Source organism: Chryseobacterium metallicongregator (assembly GCF_031324065.1).
Classification (GTDB): Bacteria; Bacteroidota; Bacteroidia; order Flavobacteriales; family Weeksellaceae; genus Chryseobacterium; species Chryseobacterium metallicongregator.
The window spans coordinates 38,390-55,965 of sequence record NZ_JAVIXS010000006.1; the positions used below are offsets into that span (position 1 = coordinate 38,390).

General features: G+C 35.7%; 16 protein-coding genes, 1 tRNA gene and 1 pseudogene. 14 read left to right on the top strand and 4 right to left on the bottom strand.

Annotation, left to right across the window (positions count from 1 at the left end; all coding sequences use genetic code 11):
- Positions 1 to 159 precede the first annotated feature (159 nt).
- The 4 genes and pseudogenes from REB14_RS08710 to REB14_RS08725 form a co-directional block, all read left to right on the top strand.
- Positions 160 to 981 (top strand): RNA polymerase sigma factor, encoded by an 822-nt coding sequence (locus REB14_RS08710; protein WP_309521988.1) that lies wholly within the window; start codon positions 160 to 162, stop codon positions 979 to 981.
- 1 nt (position 982) lies between these two features.
- Entirely contained in the window at positions 983 to 2,077 is a 1,095-nt protein-coding gene (locus tag REB14_RS08715) for a hypothetical protein (RefSeq protein ID WP_309521989.1), read from the top strand.
- A gap of 438 nt (positions 2,078 to 2,515) precedes the next feature.
- On the top strand, positions 2,516 to 2,677 hold the full coding sequence (locus tag REB14_RS08720; protein WP_309521990.1) for a hypothetical protein: 162 nt from the start codon (positions 2,516 to 2,518) through the stop codon (positions 2,675 to 2,677).
- A 45-nt stretch (positions 2,678 to 2,722) separates the two neighbouring features.
- Positions 2,723 to 3,658: pseudogene (locus REB14_RS08725) on the top strand (recombinase family protein); the annotation flags it as partial.
- Positions 3,659 to 4,247: 589 nt separating this feature from the next.
- Here REB14_RS08725 and REB14_RS08730 read toward each other — a convergent pair.
- Positions 4,248 to 4,318: transfer RNA gene (locus tag REB14_RS08730), tRNA-Gln, on the bottom strand.
- Between the two features lie 364 nt (positions 4,319 to 4,682).
- Between REB14_RS08730 and der the strand changes: the two genes are divergently transcribed.
- On the top strand, positions 4,683 to 5,993 hold the full coding sequence (gene der / locus REB14_RS08735) for a ribosome biogenesis GTPase Der (protein ID WP_034696809.1): 1,311 nt from the start codon (positions 4,683 to 4,685) through the stop codon (positions 5,991 to 5,993).
- A 161-nt stretch (positions 5,994 to 6,154) separates the two neighbouring features.
- A complete protein-coding gene (gene upp, locus REB14_RS08740; RefSeq protein ID WP_062676151.1) occupies positions 6,155 to 6,805 on the top strand; it encodes a uracil phosphoribosyltransferase in 651 nt (216 codons plus the stop codon).
- A 1-nt stretch (position 6,806) separates the two neighbouring features.
- Here upp and REB14_RS08745 read toward each other — a convergent pair whose 3' ends face one another.
- The 3 genes from REB14_RS08745 to REB14_RS08755 form a co-directional block, all read right to left on the bottom strand.
- Positions 6,807 to 7,493 carry an alpha/beta fold hydrolase gene (locus tag REB14_RS08745; RefSeq protein ID WP_079243029.1) on the bottom strand — a complete coding sequence of 229 codons (687 nt, stop codon included), beginning with the start codon at positions 7,491 to 7,493 and terminating at the stop codon, positions 6,807 to 6,809.
- Between the two features lie 196 nt (positions 7,494 to 7,689).
- The gene (locus REB14_RS08750) at positions 7,690 to 8,343 is read right to left on the bottom strand and encodes a ComF family protein (RefSeq protein ID WP_079243028.1); all 654 of its coding nucleotides are present in this window, start codon (positions 8,341 to 8,343) and stop codon (positions 7,690 to 7,692) included.
- 309 nt (positions 8,344 to 8,652) lie between these two features.
- On the bottom strand, positions 8,653 to 10,134 hold the full coding sequence (locus REB14_RS08755; RefSeq protein ID WP_309521991.1) for a helix-turn-helix domain-containing protein: 1,482 nt from the start codon (positions 10,132 to 10,134) through the stop codon (positions 8,653 to 8,655).
- A 126-nt stretch (positions 10,135 to 10,260) separates the two neighbouring features.
- On the opposite strand from REB14_RS08755, the gene aceB reads away from it, so the two are divergent.
- The 8 genes from aceB to REB14_RS08795 all read left to right on the top strand — a co-directional run bounded on the left by aceB (position 10,261) and on the right by REB14_RS08795 (position 17,417).
- Positions 10,261 to 11,835 carry a malate synthase A gene (gene aceB, locus REB14_RS08760; protein ID WP_309521992.1) on the top strand — a complete coding sequence of 525 codons (1,575 nt, stop codon included), beginning with the start codon at positions 10,261 to 10,263 and terminating at the stop codon, positions 11,833 to 11,835.
- A gap of 104 nt (positions 11,836 to 11,939) precedes the next feature.
- Positions 11,940 to 13,220, top strand: a complete 1,281-nt coding sequence (aceA, locus tag REB14_RS08765) for an isocitrate lyase (protein WP_309521993.1) — start codon at positions 11,940 to 11,942, stop codon at positions 13,218 to 13,220.
- Positions 13,221 to 13,399: 179 nt separating this feature from the next.
- Positions 13,400 to 13,972, top strand: a complete 573-nt coding sequence (locus REB14_RS08770) for an OmpH/Skp family outer membrane protein (RefSeq protein WP_079243024.1) — start codon at positions 13,400 to 13,402, stop codon at positions 13,970 to 13,972.
- A 129-nt stretch (positions 13,973 to 14,101) separates the two neighbouring features.
- Entirely contained in the window at positions 14,102 to 14,488 is a 387-nt protein-coding gene (locus REB14_RS08775; RefSeq protein ID WP_309521994.1) for an acyl-CoA thioesterase, read from the top strand.
- A gap of 29 nt (positions 14,489 to 14,517) precedes the next feature.
- On the top strand, positions 14,518 to 15,684 hold the full coding sequence (locus REB14_RS08780) for a hypothetical protein (protein WP_309521995.1): 1,167 nt from the start codon (positions 14,518 to 14,520) through the stop codon (positions 15,682 to 15,684).
- A 9-nt stretch (positions 15,685 to 15,693) separates the two neighbouring features.
- A complete protein-coding gene (locus tag REB14_RS08785) occupies positions 15,694 to 16,080 on the top strand; it encodes a hypothetical protein (RefSeq protein WP_309521996.1) in 387 nt (128 codons plus the stop codon).
- Between the two features lie 99 nt (positions 16,081 to 16,179).
- Positions 16,180 to 16,626 (top strand): 6-pyruvoyl trahydropterin synthase family protein, encoded by a 447-nt coding sequence (locus REB14_RS08790; RefSeq protein WP_034696824.1) that lies wholly within the window; start codon positions 16,180 to 16,182, stop codon positions 16,624 to 16,626.
- Positions 16,627 to 16,646: 20 nt separating this feature from the next.
- Complete coding sequence (locus REB14_RS08795) at positions 16,647 to 17,417, top strand: UDP-2,3-diacylglucosamine diphosphatase (protein ID WP_079243019.1); 771 nt, start codon at positions 16,647 to 16,649, stop codon at positions 17,415 to 17,417.
- The last annotated feature ends 159 nt before the right edge of the window (positions 17,418 to 17,576 follow it).

Genomic DNA, 17,576 nt, shown 5'->3' on the forward strand with positions numbered 1-17,576 from the left:
CGTACACGGGTATACCAGTGCCTCTAATGCTATAAGTTGAGTTCCACGCCTTTCTTTTGGGCAAAATGTGGTGAGTTAGTATTATGGGTGATGTAGTGAATTAATCTTATTGATCTAAGCAGTTTCTTCCAGCAATAAATTAGCTAAAATACACTGCTTATGAAACCAACAGATTCATTACCATTACCCCGGATGTTGAATAATCATCAGCTATATGAACTGCTGAAAAAAGGTAATCCGACCTCTTTAGAACATATCTATCTACGTTACAAAAGACTTCTTTTCTGGCTTGGCAGACAAATGCTTCAGGATGATTTTGTAGTGGAGACACTTGTGCAGGACACTTTCCTTAAACTTTGGTTACACCGTGATTCCATTGAAACTCCGAATCACATCCTTGGCTTTTTACGGTTTGTTTTAAAAAGAGATTGTATATCTTATTTCAATGCTCCGAAAAATAAATTCACCCGCTTAACCACTTCCCTTGAACGTTTTGAGAACTATCAGGATTATCTTATCGGTTATGATCCAATGCAGGATAAAGAGCTTCTTATCCGTCAGGAATCTGATCAAAAGAAATTTGATGAAGTTAATAGGGTTTTAAATGTAATAAGTCCCAAAAGAAGACACTTGATTAAGCTTTGCCTTGAATATGGATTTCAGTACAAACCCATTGCGGATGCAATGGGCAGCAGTGTGACTGCCATAAGTAATGAAGTAAACAGAGCGATAGATGATCTTCGGAAAATTCTTAATAGAAGTTCTTTTGAAAAACCAAAGGGAAAACCTTCCGATAATAAAGAGCAACCAAATAAACTAAGCAGTCAACAGGTTGAGATTATGAAAAGAAGGGTCGAACAAAAATCTTCTTTTATAGTAATTGCCAAGGAACTTAAACTTTCTGAAAGGCAGGTTCATCGGGAGTTTCTTTACGCTTATCAATATTTACAGAACCGAAACAACTCTGAAATAACTACTTGAAATGGAAAAATCAACGATTACCCTTACCCGAAAAATTCAGCTGCTGATTGACGTTCCTTCCAATGAAAAAAACGAAATGTGGGGAAAGCTCTACCGTTATCAGAATAGATGTTTCCGAGCGGCAAACTTAATAGCTTCCCATTTGTATGTTCAGGAAATGATCAAAGATTTTTTTTACCTCACCGAAGAAATACAATACAAGTTAGCTGATGAAAAAAAAGATCAGATGGGAATGTTTGACCGTTCGAAAACAAACACAACTGCACGCATGGTTTTTGACCGATTTAAAGGAGAAATTCCTACTGATATTCTAGGATGTGTTAATAATACGATTCAAGCTATTTTTTCTAAAGAAAAAGCCGACTACTGGCAAGGCTTAAAGTCTTTGAGAAACTTTAAAAAAGATATTCCTATTCCGCTCCCGGTTAAATGCATCAGCAAAATGAGATACGATCCTGAAAAGAAAGCATTTTGTTTCAACATGTTTGCTATTCCGGTTAAAACGTATTTAGGGAGAGACTTCTCCGATAAGCGCCTTATAATGGAACGTCTTTTAAGAGGTGAAATAAAGCTTTGTACATCACAGATCCAACTTAAAGACGGAAAAATCTATTGGCTTGCAGTATTTGAATTTGAAAAAGAAAAACATTTTTTACAACCTGAAATAATCGCAGAAGCTTCCTTGTCTTTGGAGCATCCTATCGTAGCAAAAACTGGCAATGTGAGAATCAGTATTGGTTCAAAAGAAGAGTTTTTATATCGCAGGCTTGCCATTCAGGCAAGTCAAAAAAGGATTCAAGACGGTGTAGTCTATGCGCGCTCTGGAAAAGGTGCCAAACGCAAACAGAAGGCATTGTATAAAACAGAGAACCTTGAAAGTAGATATGTAAGCCATCGGCTTCATATGTACAGCCGGAAACTTATCGATTTCTGCATCAAACAACAGGCGGGAACACTTATTCTTAAAAATCAGGAAGATAAGATTGGGATTGCAAAAGATAATGAATTTGTGCTTCGCAACTGGAGCTACTATGAATTACAGACCAAAATAAAATATAAAGCGGAAAAAGCTGGTATTGAATTAATCATTGGATAGCTAAAAAAATAATGAGGGTGCTTGTACACCCGCAGGGTGAGGTCAAAAGCACTCACTAAATACTTTAGAAGTAATATACAACGGCGTGGGCTTCTTTTTTTTATCTTGATATGAAAGAAAAAATCCATCTGGCAATAAACATAAAACCCCTTAGAGAAATGTTGGAAATAAAGCAAGAGGCTTTAATTCTTGACCAAAGTGATGACTGCAATCACAATAATCTCTTTGCTCGAAAAGGAATAGATTGATGAAATCTCTTTATGGCTGTAGATGGATAATAATCCAATTGAAATGTAGATAAGGTGAAACCTCCAATTCTTTTGTGGGCGGAAAATACGAGCTTTACAATAAAGCCATTAAAAGACATAGACATTCCTTCAAAGCCGAATAAAATTATTATTCAATTTCGCTGATAATTTTATTTGAAATTTATACAGAGTGCTGGAGGATAAGAAAATAAAAAAAATACCCATTGAGGAGGTGATAGAATTCTTTCAAAACGAAGGCATGGAAATAACAGAGAAAGAGGCAGAATTAATCATGGACTTTCTTTATTCTGTTACCTTGGCTGTTATTAGAAAGTACTTCGGTTCTGAATAATGTATTTCTAAAGCTATCCTCTAATATTTACTAAACATGAAAATTATGAAGGTAGCAGATTTATACATCCGTGTTTCTACTGATGAACAGGCAGACAAAGGATATTCACAAAGAGATCAGGAGGATCGTTTAAAAAGATATTGTTCATCTAACAATATCTCTATTGGACAAATCATCTACGAAGACCATTCTGCAAAATCATTTAACCGCCCCGGGTGGATAAGACTTTTAACTACACTTAAAAAGAAAAGCTGTAAGACAAACCTTATTCTATTTACTAAATGGGACCGCTTCAGCCGTAATGCAGGGGACGCATATCAAATGATAAGTACACTTGCAAAATTGGGAATAGAACCGCAGGCCGTTGACCAGCCTTTGGACCTTTCTATTCCCGAAAATAAAATGATGCTCGCAATTTATTTGGCAGCGCCTGAAGTCGAAAATGACAGAAGGGCGCTTAACGTGTTTTATGGAATGCGTAGGGCAAAAAAAGAAGGAAGAGTTATGGGAAAAGCACCATTTGGCTATGCTAATAAAAGTAGGGAAAATGGTGAAAAATATATTGTACTGCAAGAACCTGAAGCATCAGCAATGAGCTGGGCTTTTAATGAGATCTCAAAAGGGGTATTAGCCTCTAATCAAATCAGAAAAAGGGTAAATGAATTAACAATTAAAAAGGTGAGCAGAACATCTTTTCATGTGGCAATAAGAAATCCCATATACTATGGGAAAGTATTTTTAGAAAAACACAAAGATGAAGAAGCACATTTTGTAGATGGTCAGCATGAAGCTTTAATCAGTGAGGAGCTATTCAACAGAGTGCAAGAAATACTGGATGGTAAAAGGAGACTCCAGCGGCCTAATACTAAAATTCTTTCCGGTGAGCATTTTCCATTACGGGGGTTTTTGGTATGTCCTAAATGTGGAAAAAATATTACGGCAAGCGCTTCAAAAGGGAGAAATAACAAATACTACTATTATCATTGCAATGCAGTTTGTGGATTCCGCCATAGAGCAGAATTGGTCAATTCAGTTTTTGAAGAAGGATTAAAGCAATTGGAAATGACTGAGCCTGCAAAAAAGCTTATGGAAAAAGTATTTCTGGATAACTATCAGAAGTTTATAAAAACTCCACAAGATGAAAGAAAGAAGATATCTGATGAGATAGATAGGATGAATTCAAGGATTTCTCTGGCGAGAAATAAACTTCTTTCCGAAGTAATAACCGATGAAGAATATCTTGAAATAAAAAAAGAATATAAAGAGCAGGTTGAAAAACTGGAAACACAATTAAATGATAAGCCGATAGAAAATAAAGTAGATATACCAAAGCTACTGGAAAAAGCATTAGAAACGCTTACAAATATCTGGAAAGTCTATACAGAAGGGGATATTGCAGTCAAGCGCCAAATTATCGGTTCGATTTTTCCTGAAAAACTTGAATTTGACGAAAATCATTATCGAACCACAAGAATTAATGCTATAGCTCACTATATTTTTCAGATCAACAATGGATTGTCACAAAATAAAAACAGGAGAAATGATAATAATAATCATTTCTCCTACTATGTAGACCCACAGGGATTCGAACCCCAGATGACTGAACCAAAATCAGTAGTGTTACCGCTACACCATGGGTCTGTTTCTATGCCGCGAAATTATAGAAATTATTTTAAATATGAAAATCGAAATTAAAGATTAATTAACATAATAGGTGAGTGGATCGCTTTATGTATTGATATCCAAATAATTATTTTTCAATAAAAATTTTAAAATAATCTGCTTCTACTGGAAAATAGGAGAATTATAGATACTATCTGTTTAATTTTAATGAGAGTGATTATTATGAATTCTCCCATGGATAATAAAATCCAGCCTCCTTCTCCCGGCCTCCATCTGTTAAATAATAAAACCCTATCTTTGCAAAAAATTGGGCTCCAAAAGTTGGAGTAACCCATTAATAACATATCCTTGAGCAAAGTAAAAGGATTATTAAACATTTTTTATGTCAAATATTGTCGCAATCGTTGGACGTCCCAACGTAGGAAAATCCACGCTTTTTAATCGTTTATTAGAAAGAAGAGAAGCTATTGTAGATTCTACAGCTGGTGTTACCAGAGACCGTCACTACGGGAAATCAGACTGGAATGGAGTAGACTTTACGGTAATTGATACCGGAGGTTATGATGTAGGTACAGATGATATTTTCGAAGAGGAAATCCGTAAACAGGTACAATTAGCGGTTGATGAAGCCACTTCTATTATCTTTATGATGAATGTAGAAGAAGGACTTACTGACACAGACTACGAAATCTACAGACTTCTTAGAAGATCCAACAAACCAATTTATATCGTTATCAATAAAGTAGATTCTGCAAAGGAAGAACTTCCTGCAACAGAATTCTATCAGTTAGGAATTGATAAATATTACACACTTTCTTCTGCTACAGGTTCAGGAACAGGAGACTTGTTAGATGATATCGTTAAAGATTTCCCTACTACAGAATATAAAGATCCTTTTGAAGGGCTTCCAAAAATTACCATTGCAGGTCGTCCAAACGTAGGAAAGTCTACAATGACCAATGCTTTATTGGATGTTGAAAGAAATATTGTAACCGATATTGCAGGAACTACCAGAGACAGTATCCAGACTTTATATAACAAATTCGGACATGAGTTTGTATTGGTAGATACGGCAGGGATGAGAAGAAAGTCTAAGGTAAACGAAGATCTTGAATTTTACTCGGTAATGAGGTCTATCCGTTCTATTGAGTATTCTGACGTCGTTATCATCATGGTTGATGCTACACAAGGATGGGAATCTCAGGATATGAATATCTTCGGATTGGCTCAGAAAAATAGAAAAGGAATTGTAATCCTTGTGAATAAGTGGGATTTGATTGAGGATAAGGAGACCAATACGATGCGTGATTTCGAAAAATCAATCAAAGATAAAATTGGTCAGTTCCAAGATATTCCAATCTTATTTGTTTCAGCTTTAACTAAGCAAAGAATCTTAAAAGCTGTAGAAGTAGCCATGGAGGTTTATGAAGACCGTAAGAAGAAAATTAAAACTTCAAAACTGAATGAAGTAATGCTTCCGATCTTCGAACAGACACCACCACCGGCATTGAAAGGGAAATACATTAAAATCAAATATTGTGTACAGCTTCCTACGCCTTCACCACAGTTTGTATTCTTCTGTAACCTTCCACAATATGTGAAAGAACCATATAAGAGATTTACTGAAAATCAGTTGAGAAAACAATTCGGGTTTACCGGAGTTCCAATTGAAGTTTATTTCAGACAAAAATAATAAGAACTTTTGTTCACAAAAACTCCGGCAAGCTTTGCTTGCCGGAGTTTTTTATATCTTCAGAGCAGACTTTCTCTTTAAGCCCAATCTTTCAATTCGTTTTTTAGTTGTAATTTTGCAGCAATTAATATCAATTAACTGAAATTAAAAATAAAATTTTCATGCTTACTATTTTATCGCAACACTTTTCTCTGGTCAACGAATGGATTAACGAACTTAGAAATGTTACTATCCAGCATGACCGAATGAGATTCAGAAGGAATATGGAAAGAATCGGGGAGATTGCCGCTTTTGAAATCAGTAAAGGACTGGAGTACAGAGAAGTTGAAATTCAAACTCCTTTAGATACAATAAAAAGCAGAGAAATTGCTGTACAGCCGGTTATTACAACTATTTTAAGAGCCGGTGTTCCTTTGTTTGAAGGAATTCTGAACTATTTAGACCGAGCGGACTGCGGTTTTGTAGCAGCTTACAGAAAACACGATGCCAATGATTATTTCTCAATCAAACAGGATTATCTTACCTGCCCAAGCATTGAAGGAAGACCTTTGATCGTAGCGGATCCCATGTTGGCAACAGGTGCTTCTTTAATTGAAGCGATCAAAGATTTGCTAACCAATGGAAATCCAACCCAGCTTCATATTGTAGCAGCCATTGCATCAAAACAAGGAGTTGAAACGGTTCAGAATGCTTATCCTGAAGCGCACATCTGGGTCGGAGCTATTGATGAACATTTAACTTCAAAAGGATATATCACTCCAGGATTAGGAGATGCCGGAGATTTAAGCTACGGAGAAAAACTTCAGAGATAATTTAAGAAAGATTCCAGAAATCTTTTATTAAATTCAATAATAAATCAGGTCGTACTTTATCCATAGGATGCTTTGTATCAGGGAGTACGGCCAATTTTGCGTTTGGAAGGCTTCTGTAAACTCTCATACTCTCTTCAATAGTGACCATATTATCTTTATCTCCCACCATAATTTGAGTTGGGGTAGTAATCGTGGCAAAATTATTTTCCAAAGGAGGATTTTTACCCAGATCGATCATTAAATCAGCAATAGCCGGAAGAAGTTCTTTCCATTTTGTTCCGTGCTGTGATTCTAAAAGTTGGGCATACTGCGGAATTTTTTCAAGAATAACATCAGGATTAAGCATCTTACTTTCTTTTAAAGCCTGCTCCTCAGTCCAGTCGAACTTTGTTCCTAATGTTATAATAGAATTTACACGGTCAGGATTTCTCATTGCATAACAAAGCGCAACATAACCACCCATACTATGTCCGAAAATTGATACTTCAGTCAAATTGTTCACCTTACAATACTCAGATAATTCCTGAGTATATTTTTCAATAGTGATACCATCTGCCGGAAGTTCCTGATCTCCATGCCCTGAAAATAAAGGAGTATGTACCGTAAAATATTGGGATAAAGTATTTAAATAAGGTTTGAAAATGTCGCTGTGACCTAAGGCTCCGTGCAGTAAAAGCAGATTTGGCATAGTGGTTTAGTTTCCGGAAAATTAGGAAAAAGAATTGAATCATGAAAATAGATTAAGTGGGTGTTTGAGAGAGTTTAGATGCATTTAGGTTTGGAAATATTTTTGAATATCATCCATGCCCAAAATTCCACACCTCGTATCTCAAAACTCGTATCCCGTATCTCACCATCCCGAAACTCGTACCTCGCACCCCATATCAAATATCCACAGCCATCACCAATACACTTACTTTATTGTCTCCGGCGTTCAAAATCTCCCATGCAACCGATGACACAGTATTTCCTGTAGTAAAAACATCATCGATCAGGAGGATATGCTTTCCGGAAACAGGTTGGGTGACTGAAAATGTATTAATGGTTTCCAGCCTATGTTTTTTGTCTTTTAAAGCCTGAGCTTTTGAATAGTAATTTCGTTTAATTAATTGATGATTGAAAGGAATGTTATAAAATGAAGACAAAGTTTCTGTGAATAAATGAAGTTGATTATATCCGCGCTCTTTGAGTTTCCTTGGATGAAGAGGAACATTTATTAGTAAATCAGGTTTTTTATTATTGAAATTAAGACGTTCTGTAGTCCAGTCTGCCAGAATCTTTCCTGTTTTTTCCCTGCTTCTGTATTTCAGTTCGTGGATAATCTGCCGGCTTAAACTTTCCTCTTCAAATTGTATTAAAGAATAAGCGTTTTCAACCGGAAAAAATAAACTGCATTTTTCCTTGACCGGATTATTTTCAAAATAATCATAGTGTGTAAAATGAATCTGATGAAAACAAAGGTCACAAACCAAAAGTTCAGAATCAATGATTCTGTTACAATGAATGCAACGGTTTGGAAACAATAAGTCTAATATCATAGTGTGTTTTTACTAAGATATAAAATAATCGTCAATTTTTGCGTTGCAAAGTCAATAGTGAATTATTATTAACGATGACTTTCGTAAAGGTTTGTCAGCTAATCTCATATATCGTTCATAAGAATATTTCGTTAAGAAGAGGGAAGACCTTTTCCGTTGCTGAGTGAAACGCCATAGCGACCGGAAAAGTTATAAATAGTATAGAAAAATTTTGCGAACTCTGCGTTTAGATAAATAACTTACCTGTAAATTTTAACAACAAATCTATTATTCACAAACCCGAATCTCGCATCCCGAACCTCATCACTTTTAAACATCTTCAAACGTCTTCCTAATCTTCTCTACAGCATTCTTCATACTCATATTAAAATGCTCCTTTTCCAGTCTCACAGGAGGTGCCTGCCTCACTTCACAATCTGCAATACTACAGGATTCGCAGGTAACTCCTACATTGATGGTTTTTAAAGAAGGAGATTTGATAAACCCTATTTTTTTTATCGTTTGAGAATTCAGTAATATTCCCAGACAATAACTTCTGTTACTTCCATCCGAAAAAGGATTTTTTTGTGAAGTAGAAATAACCAGATAGCTTATTCCCTGGTCTTTATAATGAGAAATCTGAGCATCCGTCAGGGTTTCATTTTCTTTTAAATCACCAAGATTTTTCACAGCAATCCATCTTCTGCAATAATGCTCGTTGGTTGCATTGGCATGAGGCGCCTGCTGATGATTCAGGTGAAGCTCTTTTAAAATCTGAATCTTATCCGAATTTTTCTTTTTTACCAGACATAAATAAAAAAGATCCTTGATTCCCATCTCAGCTGAAAGAATATTCGTAAGGCGATAATAGAATGTTTCCGGTGATCGGGTAAAGCTATTAATCAGACTTTCGAAATTTTTAGGTTCCCATTTATTTTGCTGGAAAAATTCTGAAGTCTTGTCAATCACAGGTTCTTTTGAAATGAGCAAAGCTCCTGCGAAATAAGAGGCGTAAAAGTTATTCAGTATTTCTTCAAAACTTCCGAAATCCAGCCATGAATACGTATTGGGGCGATTTTTTAATTCCAATACATTGAAGCCGATTTCCTTTGCAAGGATGAACGTTTTCTGATCTTTTTCCAGTTTTTGATTCAGAAGTAAAAGCTTTTTTTCAGGAATAAAAAGAGAACGTAGGTTATCCAGTGTTCCATATTTTTCAAAATTTTCAGACTGAATGGTATAGCTGAATTTTTCTTCAAGAATTTTCTCCAGAACATCAGACTTTAAGTTTTTTTCTATCTGTAATTGATTTTCTTCAGTAAACAGCTCTACTTTTTCCTCAATTTCCGGGAAATAATTATCATACAATTCCTGGAATGACCTTAATACGGCAAAATAAAATCTTTCCTTTCCAAGATTATAATTCTGCGAAATTTCAATCAGTGCATTGATGAAAGCAGTTACTTTTTTGGGTGCATCGCTAATGATGCTGATAAGGTTGTTTTTATTGATGCCAAACAATTCCAACGGAACTTCTTTGAAGAAATCAGACTGAAGAATTTCGTTGAAAGGAGCCAGACTTTTATCCAGCTTGGTAGAAACCAGATCATCGAAAGTACAACTCAGTGCTTCAGAAAGCTGAATGATTTTATCGTGCTTGGGATATTTTTTTCCGTTCTCAATTTCGTTGAGGTAAGATTTTGATAATCCTGTCTTTACGGCAAGGTCCTGCAGAGACCAGTTTTTCTTTTGTCTCTGCTGTTTCAGTTTTAGCCCGAAAACTGTTTTGATAAAGTCGCTTTCTGAATTCATTACTCAAATATAAATAATTAGATGCGATTATTCGCATAATAAATTTTAAATAAATTTAGCGAACGTTCGCTATTTGTGAAAATTTTTATTTATGTTTGTAATATCAAATCACAAAATCAATACGTTATGGAAACCAAGACTCAGTTAGAAATAAAGTCAGAGAAGCAGTTTGAGGAAATATTTACTCCTGATTTGGCAGATTTTCTGATTTCGCTTCATCAGAACTTTAATCATAAAAGACTTGAACTTTTAGAAGAAAGAAAAAATACACAGCATAATTTTGACAGAGGAAATCTTCCTGAGTTCTTAAAAGAAACAGCTGAGATCCGAAAGGGCAATTGGATATGTGCTCCTCTTCCTGAAGATATGTTGGATAGAAGAGTAGAAATTACCGGACCTGTTGACCGCAAGATGATTATCAATGCCCTTAATTCCGGAGCATCTACGTTTATGGCTGATTTTGAAGACAGCAGTTCGCCGGTTTGGGAAAACTGTATCCAGGGTCAGATTAATCTTTCTGATGCCATTAACCGGAATATTGATTTTGTTAACGAAAAAGGAAAAGCGTATACTCTTAATAAAAAAACAGCCGTTTTACAGGTTCGTCCAAGGGGACTTCATCTTCCGGAGAAACATATTGAAATCAATGGAGAAAAAGCTTCCGGATCGCTGACAGATTTTGGAATCTATTTTTTCAGAAATGCAAAACAGCTTTTGGAAAATGGAAGTGGTCCTTATTTTTACCTTCCGAAATTGGAACATTATAAAGAAGCACGATGGTGGAATGAAGTTTTTGTTTTTGCCCAGAACTATCTTGTAATACCGGAGGGAACCATTAAAGCAACTGTTTTAATAGAAACCATTACTGCTTCATTTCAGATTGATGAAATTTTATTTGAATTAAAAGAACACAGCGCAGGACTGAATTGTGGAAGATGGGATTATATTTTCTCTTACATTAAAAAATTCAGAAACCTTCCCGAATTTATTGTGTCGGACAGAGATCAGGTAACCATGACTTCTCCCTTTATGAGTGCTTATTCAAAAAGAGTGATCGAAATCTGTCATAAAAGAAATGTACATGCTATTGGTGGAATGGCAGCTCAGATTCCTGTAAAAGACGATGACGAAGCCAATAGAAAGGCTTTTGAAAAAGTAAGAAATGATAAAGAAAGGGAAGTGAAAAATGGTCATGACGGAACTTGGGTGGCACATCCGGCATTAGTAGCGGTGGCAAAAGAAATTTTTGATGAGTATATGCCAACCAAAAACCAGATCGATAAAAAATTTGAATATCATATAACAGAAAGCCAGCTGCTGGAAATCCCTAAAGGAGATATTACTGAAAAAGGAGTCCGAAAAAATATCAATGTAGGAATTCTTTATCTGGAAAGCTGGCTGATGGGAACCGGTGCTGCCGCCATTTATAATCTGATGGAAGATGCCGCTACTGCTGAGATTTCAAGAACACAAATTTGGCAATGGCTGAAAAACGAAGCGGTTCTGAGTGACGACAGAACATTAACCCGAAGCATGGTATTGCAGTGGGAAAAAGAAGAAATGGACAATATTGAAAAGTATGTAGGAGAAACCCGTTTCCAAAACGGAAAATTTAACCTCGCCAAAGAACTTTTCAATGAATTGATTTTCTCTGAAAAATTTGAAGAATTTCTGACCCTTAAAGCATATCCTTTTATCTAGTTTGAGAGTGTAAATGTTCGAAAGTTTGAGAATCATACTCTCACCCCGAACCTCTCACCTCGTATCCCGAAATCCAAAATCTAATCAAACAAAATCCAAATATTATGAAAACAAGACAAGAACAAATCCAGGTTCTGGAGCAAGATTGGCTGACAAATCCACGTTGGAACGGTGTAAAAAGACCTTATACAGCAGAAGAAGTTTTAAAACTTCGTGGTTCTTATACCATAGATTACACCATTGCTACGGAAATGTCCAAAAAATTCTGGGATAAATTAAATACTCAGGATTATGTAGCAGGACTTGGTGCGTTGACCGGTAATCAGGCAGTGCAGGAAGTAGATGCCGGTCTGGAAGCAATATATCTTTCAGGGTGGCAGGTGGCTGCAGATGCTAATCTATCAGGGGAAATGTATCCTGATCAGTCATTGTATCCGGCCAATTCAGTGCCTTCTGTGGTAAAGAAAATTAATAATGCTTTATTGAGAGCAGATCAGGTACAGTCTGTAAGCGGAACAGGAAATAAAGAATATCTAGTGCCTATCATTGCCGACGCAGAAGCGGGTTTTGGAGGTAACCTGAATGCTTTTGAACTGATGAAACAGATGATTGAAGCAGGAGCAGCTGGTGTCCATTTTGAAGATCAGCTTTCTTCTGCCAAAAAATGTGGACACTTAGGAGGAAAAGTATTGGTGCCTACTCAGGAAGCAATCAATAAACTTATTGCTGCACGTCTGGCCGCTGATGTACTTGGAGTTCCGAGTCTTATTATTGCAAGAACGGATGCAGATGCAGCAGATTTACTGACTTCTGATATTGATGACAGAGATAAAAAATTCGTTACGGGAGAAAGGATTTCTGAAGGGTTTTATGTAGTAAAAAATGGGGTAGAACAGGGAATAGACAGAGGTCTGTCTTATGCTCCCTATGCAGATCTTATCTGGATGGAAACTTCAAATCCCGACCTGGAACAAGCCAAAAGGTTTGCAGAAGGAATTCATGCAAAATTTCCAGGGAAAATGCTTGCTTACAACTGTTCACCTTCATTCAATTGGGCAGCGAGACTGAGTGTAGAAGAAATGTCTACTTTCCGTGAAGAGCTGGCTAAAATGGGATACAAATTCCAGTTTATTACCCTTGCAGGATTCCATGCTTTGAACACAGCTATGTTTGAATTGGCTCTAGCTTATAAAGAAAGAGGAATGGCAGGATATTCAGAACTTCAGGAGCGTGAGTTTGCTTTACAGCAGAAGGGATTCCGGGCAGTGAAGCATCAGTCTTTTGTAGGAACCGGATATTTTGATGAAGTACAGAATATTGTGACCAACGGCTCCTCAGCTACTGTAGCGATGAAAGATTCTACGGAAACTGCACAATTCCATTAATCATTTTCCATATTTTTTTGATGTTAAACCTTCTCATTCGGAGAAGGTTTTTCTTTGATTTAAAAGTATTTAAACCTGTTTTTACAATATGAATATTTCAAAATAATAAAGAAATAGATACTACATGATAAGTAATTGAAATTTGAATTATATTTGGGGCTGAAAAAATATTATTAAAAATGAATTTAATTAAAGTACTTTTTATTACATTAGGATTAACGCTTACTGCAAATGCTGCGAATGCTCAACAGAAGGTTGGAAGTGTAAACACAGAGGATATTTTTGCAAGCTTATCTGAAGTAACCACTATAGGAACTACTATTGATAACCTGACTAAAGCTAAGCAGGCTGAAATTGAAAAAATGATTGGTGATTATCAGACTAAATTGAAAGCAGCACAGGCTAAAGAAAAGACTCTTAGTGAAGCCAACAAAGAAGCTGTAACTAAAGAACTGATGGCCGCACAAACAGAATTGCAGACTTTAGGTAAAAAAATAGAAGATTCAAGAGCACAGGCGGCTAAAGATATTTCAGCTAAACAAAGTGAATTATACACACCTTTACAGCAAAAGGTAAAGAGCGTTATTTCTGCTGTCGCTAAAGAAAGAGGATTGAATTTTATCTTCGATACATCATTTCATGAATCTAACAATTTGGTTTACACGGATGGAAGTGAAGATATCACAGCACTTGTAAAAACTAAATTAGGAGCTACAGCAACGCCTGCAAAACCTGCTGGAAAATCTAAATAAGAAATTCAATATACTGAATATTATAACGGAATCAGAACTTATGATTCCGTTTTTTTGTGCATAAAAGTGTGGGGTTGAATGAAGAAAGTTTTGTTTTAAAATGATACATTTGAGTAAACTTTCAGCAGAATGAATTTAATGCACGAAAAACAAATAAAGGTAACAGCAGAACATATTGATCAGAACAATCATGTAAATAATGTACAGTATGTGCACTGGGTGGAAGAAATAGCAGCGGAACACTGGGATCTTCTGAAACAGCAAACAGAATATGCAAACGATGCCTGGATGCTTCTGGATCACCATATCCGATATAAAAAACAGGTTTATCTAGGGGATATCATTACAGTAAGAACTTATCCTCTGACTCCCGAAGGAGCCAAACAGCCAAGAAAAGTTGAATTCTATTGTAATGATGAACTTGTGGTAGATTCAAGTACGCTTTGGATTCTGTTTGATCCTGAAACCAAAAAAATAAAACGTCTGGAAAACGACTGGCTGGAGAAGTTTTTTTAGCATACCATTAAATCAAAAACTAAATACACATGAAGCTCTTATATTCACTGGCATTACTGTTGGTAAGCATGGCAGGCTATGGTCAGGAAAATCCTTACTGGTTTACAGATGATATCAAAAAAAAGGTGGCAGACTCTACCCAAAGTCAATCCTGGAGAAGCCAGATGGCAGCAACATACTACTCAATAAGCGGACAATATAAACTGGCATTGGAAAGTTGGGATGAGACTTTTGGACGTGTAAAAAAGTTGAGTACTGCAGATAGTTTGAAATTCATAAAATTACAGCCTGTCAATGCAAAAGATTATATCTTGGAAAGAGCTGTCAATGAAAAGATTATAATCATGAACGAAGCTCATCATAATGCCAGTCATAGAAATTTTGCCTCTTCCTTACTTCAGGGATTATATGATAAAGGCTACAGATATTTGGGGCTCGAAACATTAGCGAGTGACTCTTTAAACGCTACAAAATTTGCTGCTCTTAACAGTGGATATTACTCCAAAGAAACGGAATTCGGAAATTTTATCTACAATGCTTTGAGAATTGGATTTAAACTTTTCCCCTACGAAGCTGAAGGAAATAACAAAGAAAGGGAAATTGGAGAAGCAAAAAACATCTTCGATTTTATGCAGAAAAATAAGGCGGGAAAATATCTCATCTACTGCGGTTATCAGCACGCTTATGAAGGTATTCATAAATCCTGGGAGAAAACAATGGCGGGAAGGCTTTCAGACTTAACAGGTGTGAATCCTTTTACTATTGATCAGACTCAATTTTCAGAAAAAAGTAAACTGAAGTATAATGAACCGCTTTTAAGATTGACAAATAATACTGTTCCTGTTGTTTTAAAAGATGAAAATGAGGGAATATATAATGGTGAAGACAAAGATTTGTATACAGATATTAAAATCATTCATCCCGTTACAAAATACATTGAAGGCAGACCCAATTGGATGTTGAACAAAAACAGAAAGCTTTATAAGGTTCCAGCTTCTAAAGTTTCAATATATCCGGCCATGGTTTTAGCCTACAGAAAAGGAGAGTTTGAGCAGAAAGGAATTCCTGCTGATATCATTGAGCTCAAAACTTCCCAAGACAGCCGTTTTTTAATCCTGGATAAAGGAGAATATGAGATTGTTATTAAAAATAAGGAGTATAAAGTCATTAGTAGATTTGAAAAAATGATCAGATAAAGAGAGGTAATGAAAAACAAATTAAGAAAGATAGTCATCGATAATAATGAATATCTGTATTTGGTTACGGATCAGTTGAACGCTGGAACTGAAACTAATACTCTACAATTGAAAGTTTTTCTAAGCGGGCAGAAACAGATTCCTTTGATTATTGAGTTTATAACAGTTGATCATTATATTATAGGTCAGCCTTTAAAATCAGGTGTTAAGTTGATAAATAAAATAACAAATTCTGAAGATGAGGTTAATATGAATGAGCCGAAGTATATCAGACAATTTATTTTACTTGGATTAAAAAATGGATGGTCGGGAGTTAATTCAATAGCGGTTCAAGATGGACTAGACTATTTGAATCAATTAGGTTTTGAAACAGATCAATTAATTTTCAGGAAGTAATAGATGTCACTTTTGAAAACCTGTGAAAAGAATATTTTAAAATCGCTGTAATAGAAACAGTCTTTTCTCTATTAAGCTGTTTTATCTTATCTTTGTACTATGATACGTATTACAAAAATTTTTACATTCGAAACGGCTCACGTGCTTTACAACTACGATGGGAAGTGTAAAAATATGCATGGACATTCCTATAAGCTGTTTGTAACAGTGAAAGGAAAACCGATTAATGATATTGAAAATCCTAAAAATGGAATGGTGGTCGATTTCGGAGATATCAAAAGTATCGTAAAATCTGAGATCGTTGATGTATGGGACCATGCGGTTCTTGTGAATGCGCTGTCTCCACACAAAGAACTGGGAGATGACCTTGAGCAGAAAGGACATAAAGTAATCTATTGCAGTTTCCAGCCGACTTGTGAAAACATGTTGTATGCTATTGCTGCTAAAGTAAAATCAAGACTTCCCGAAGGAATTTCTTTAGCTTATCTTAAACTTCACGAGACAGAAAACTCTTATGGAGAATGGTTTGCAGAAGATAATCAATAATTTTTCACAAAAATCAGAAGGTGTTAAAAACGACAATTAATTTAGAACCTGGAAAAAAAGTATACTTCGCTTCAGATCAGCATTTTGGTGCTCCTACACCCAAGGAGAGCAAGGTGCGTGAAGAGAGATTTATACGCTGGATGGATGAGATCAAAGAAGATGCTCAGGTTTTATTTTTAATGGGCGATCTTTTTGATTTCTGGCATGAATGGAAGCATGTTATTCCCAAAGGATATGTTCGTGTGCTGGGGAAAATTGCAGAACTTAAAGACAGAGGAATTCATATTTATTTCTTTGTCGGAAATCATGATCTCTGGATGAAAGATTATCTGGAAGAAGAAATCGGATGTACTGTATTCTATCAGAAACAATATTTTGAAATGGGAGGGAAGCAGTTTCTGCTGGCCCATGGAGATGGTTTGGGACCTGGAGACAAAGGATACAAAAGAATGAAGAAACTATTCACCAATCCGATAGCACAGTGGTTCTTCAAATGGCTTCATCCAGATATTGCGATGAAAATTGCATTATACCTTTCCCAAAAAAATAAAATGATCTCCGGTGAAGAAGACAAAGCGTTTCTGGGAGAAGATAAAGAGTTTCTTATTATTTATTCCAAAGAAAAACTGAAAACTCAGAAGATTGATTATTTCATCTATGGGCACAGACACCTGCCAATGGTACTGGATTTGGAACAAAACGCAAAATATATCAACCTTGGAGACTGGATTTCCTATTTCACTTACGGGGTTTTTGAAAAAGATTTTGAACTCAAGACTTTTGAGAAATAAAGCAAAAAAAATTACCCCTAAAAAGAGGTAACTTTCGAACGGGTGGAAAAACCCACTCTTGTTTTTAATCCATATTCCAAGTAACTCATTGCAATAAGTCTACCAAAATAGGTTTTATACATTAAAAAATTATTAAATAACAATATTTTATCTCTGTAA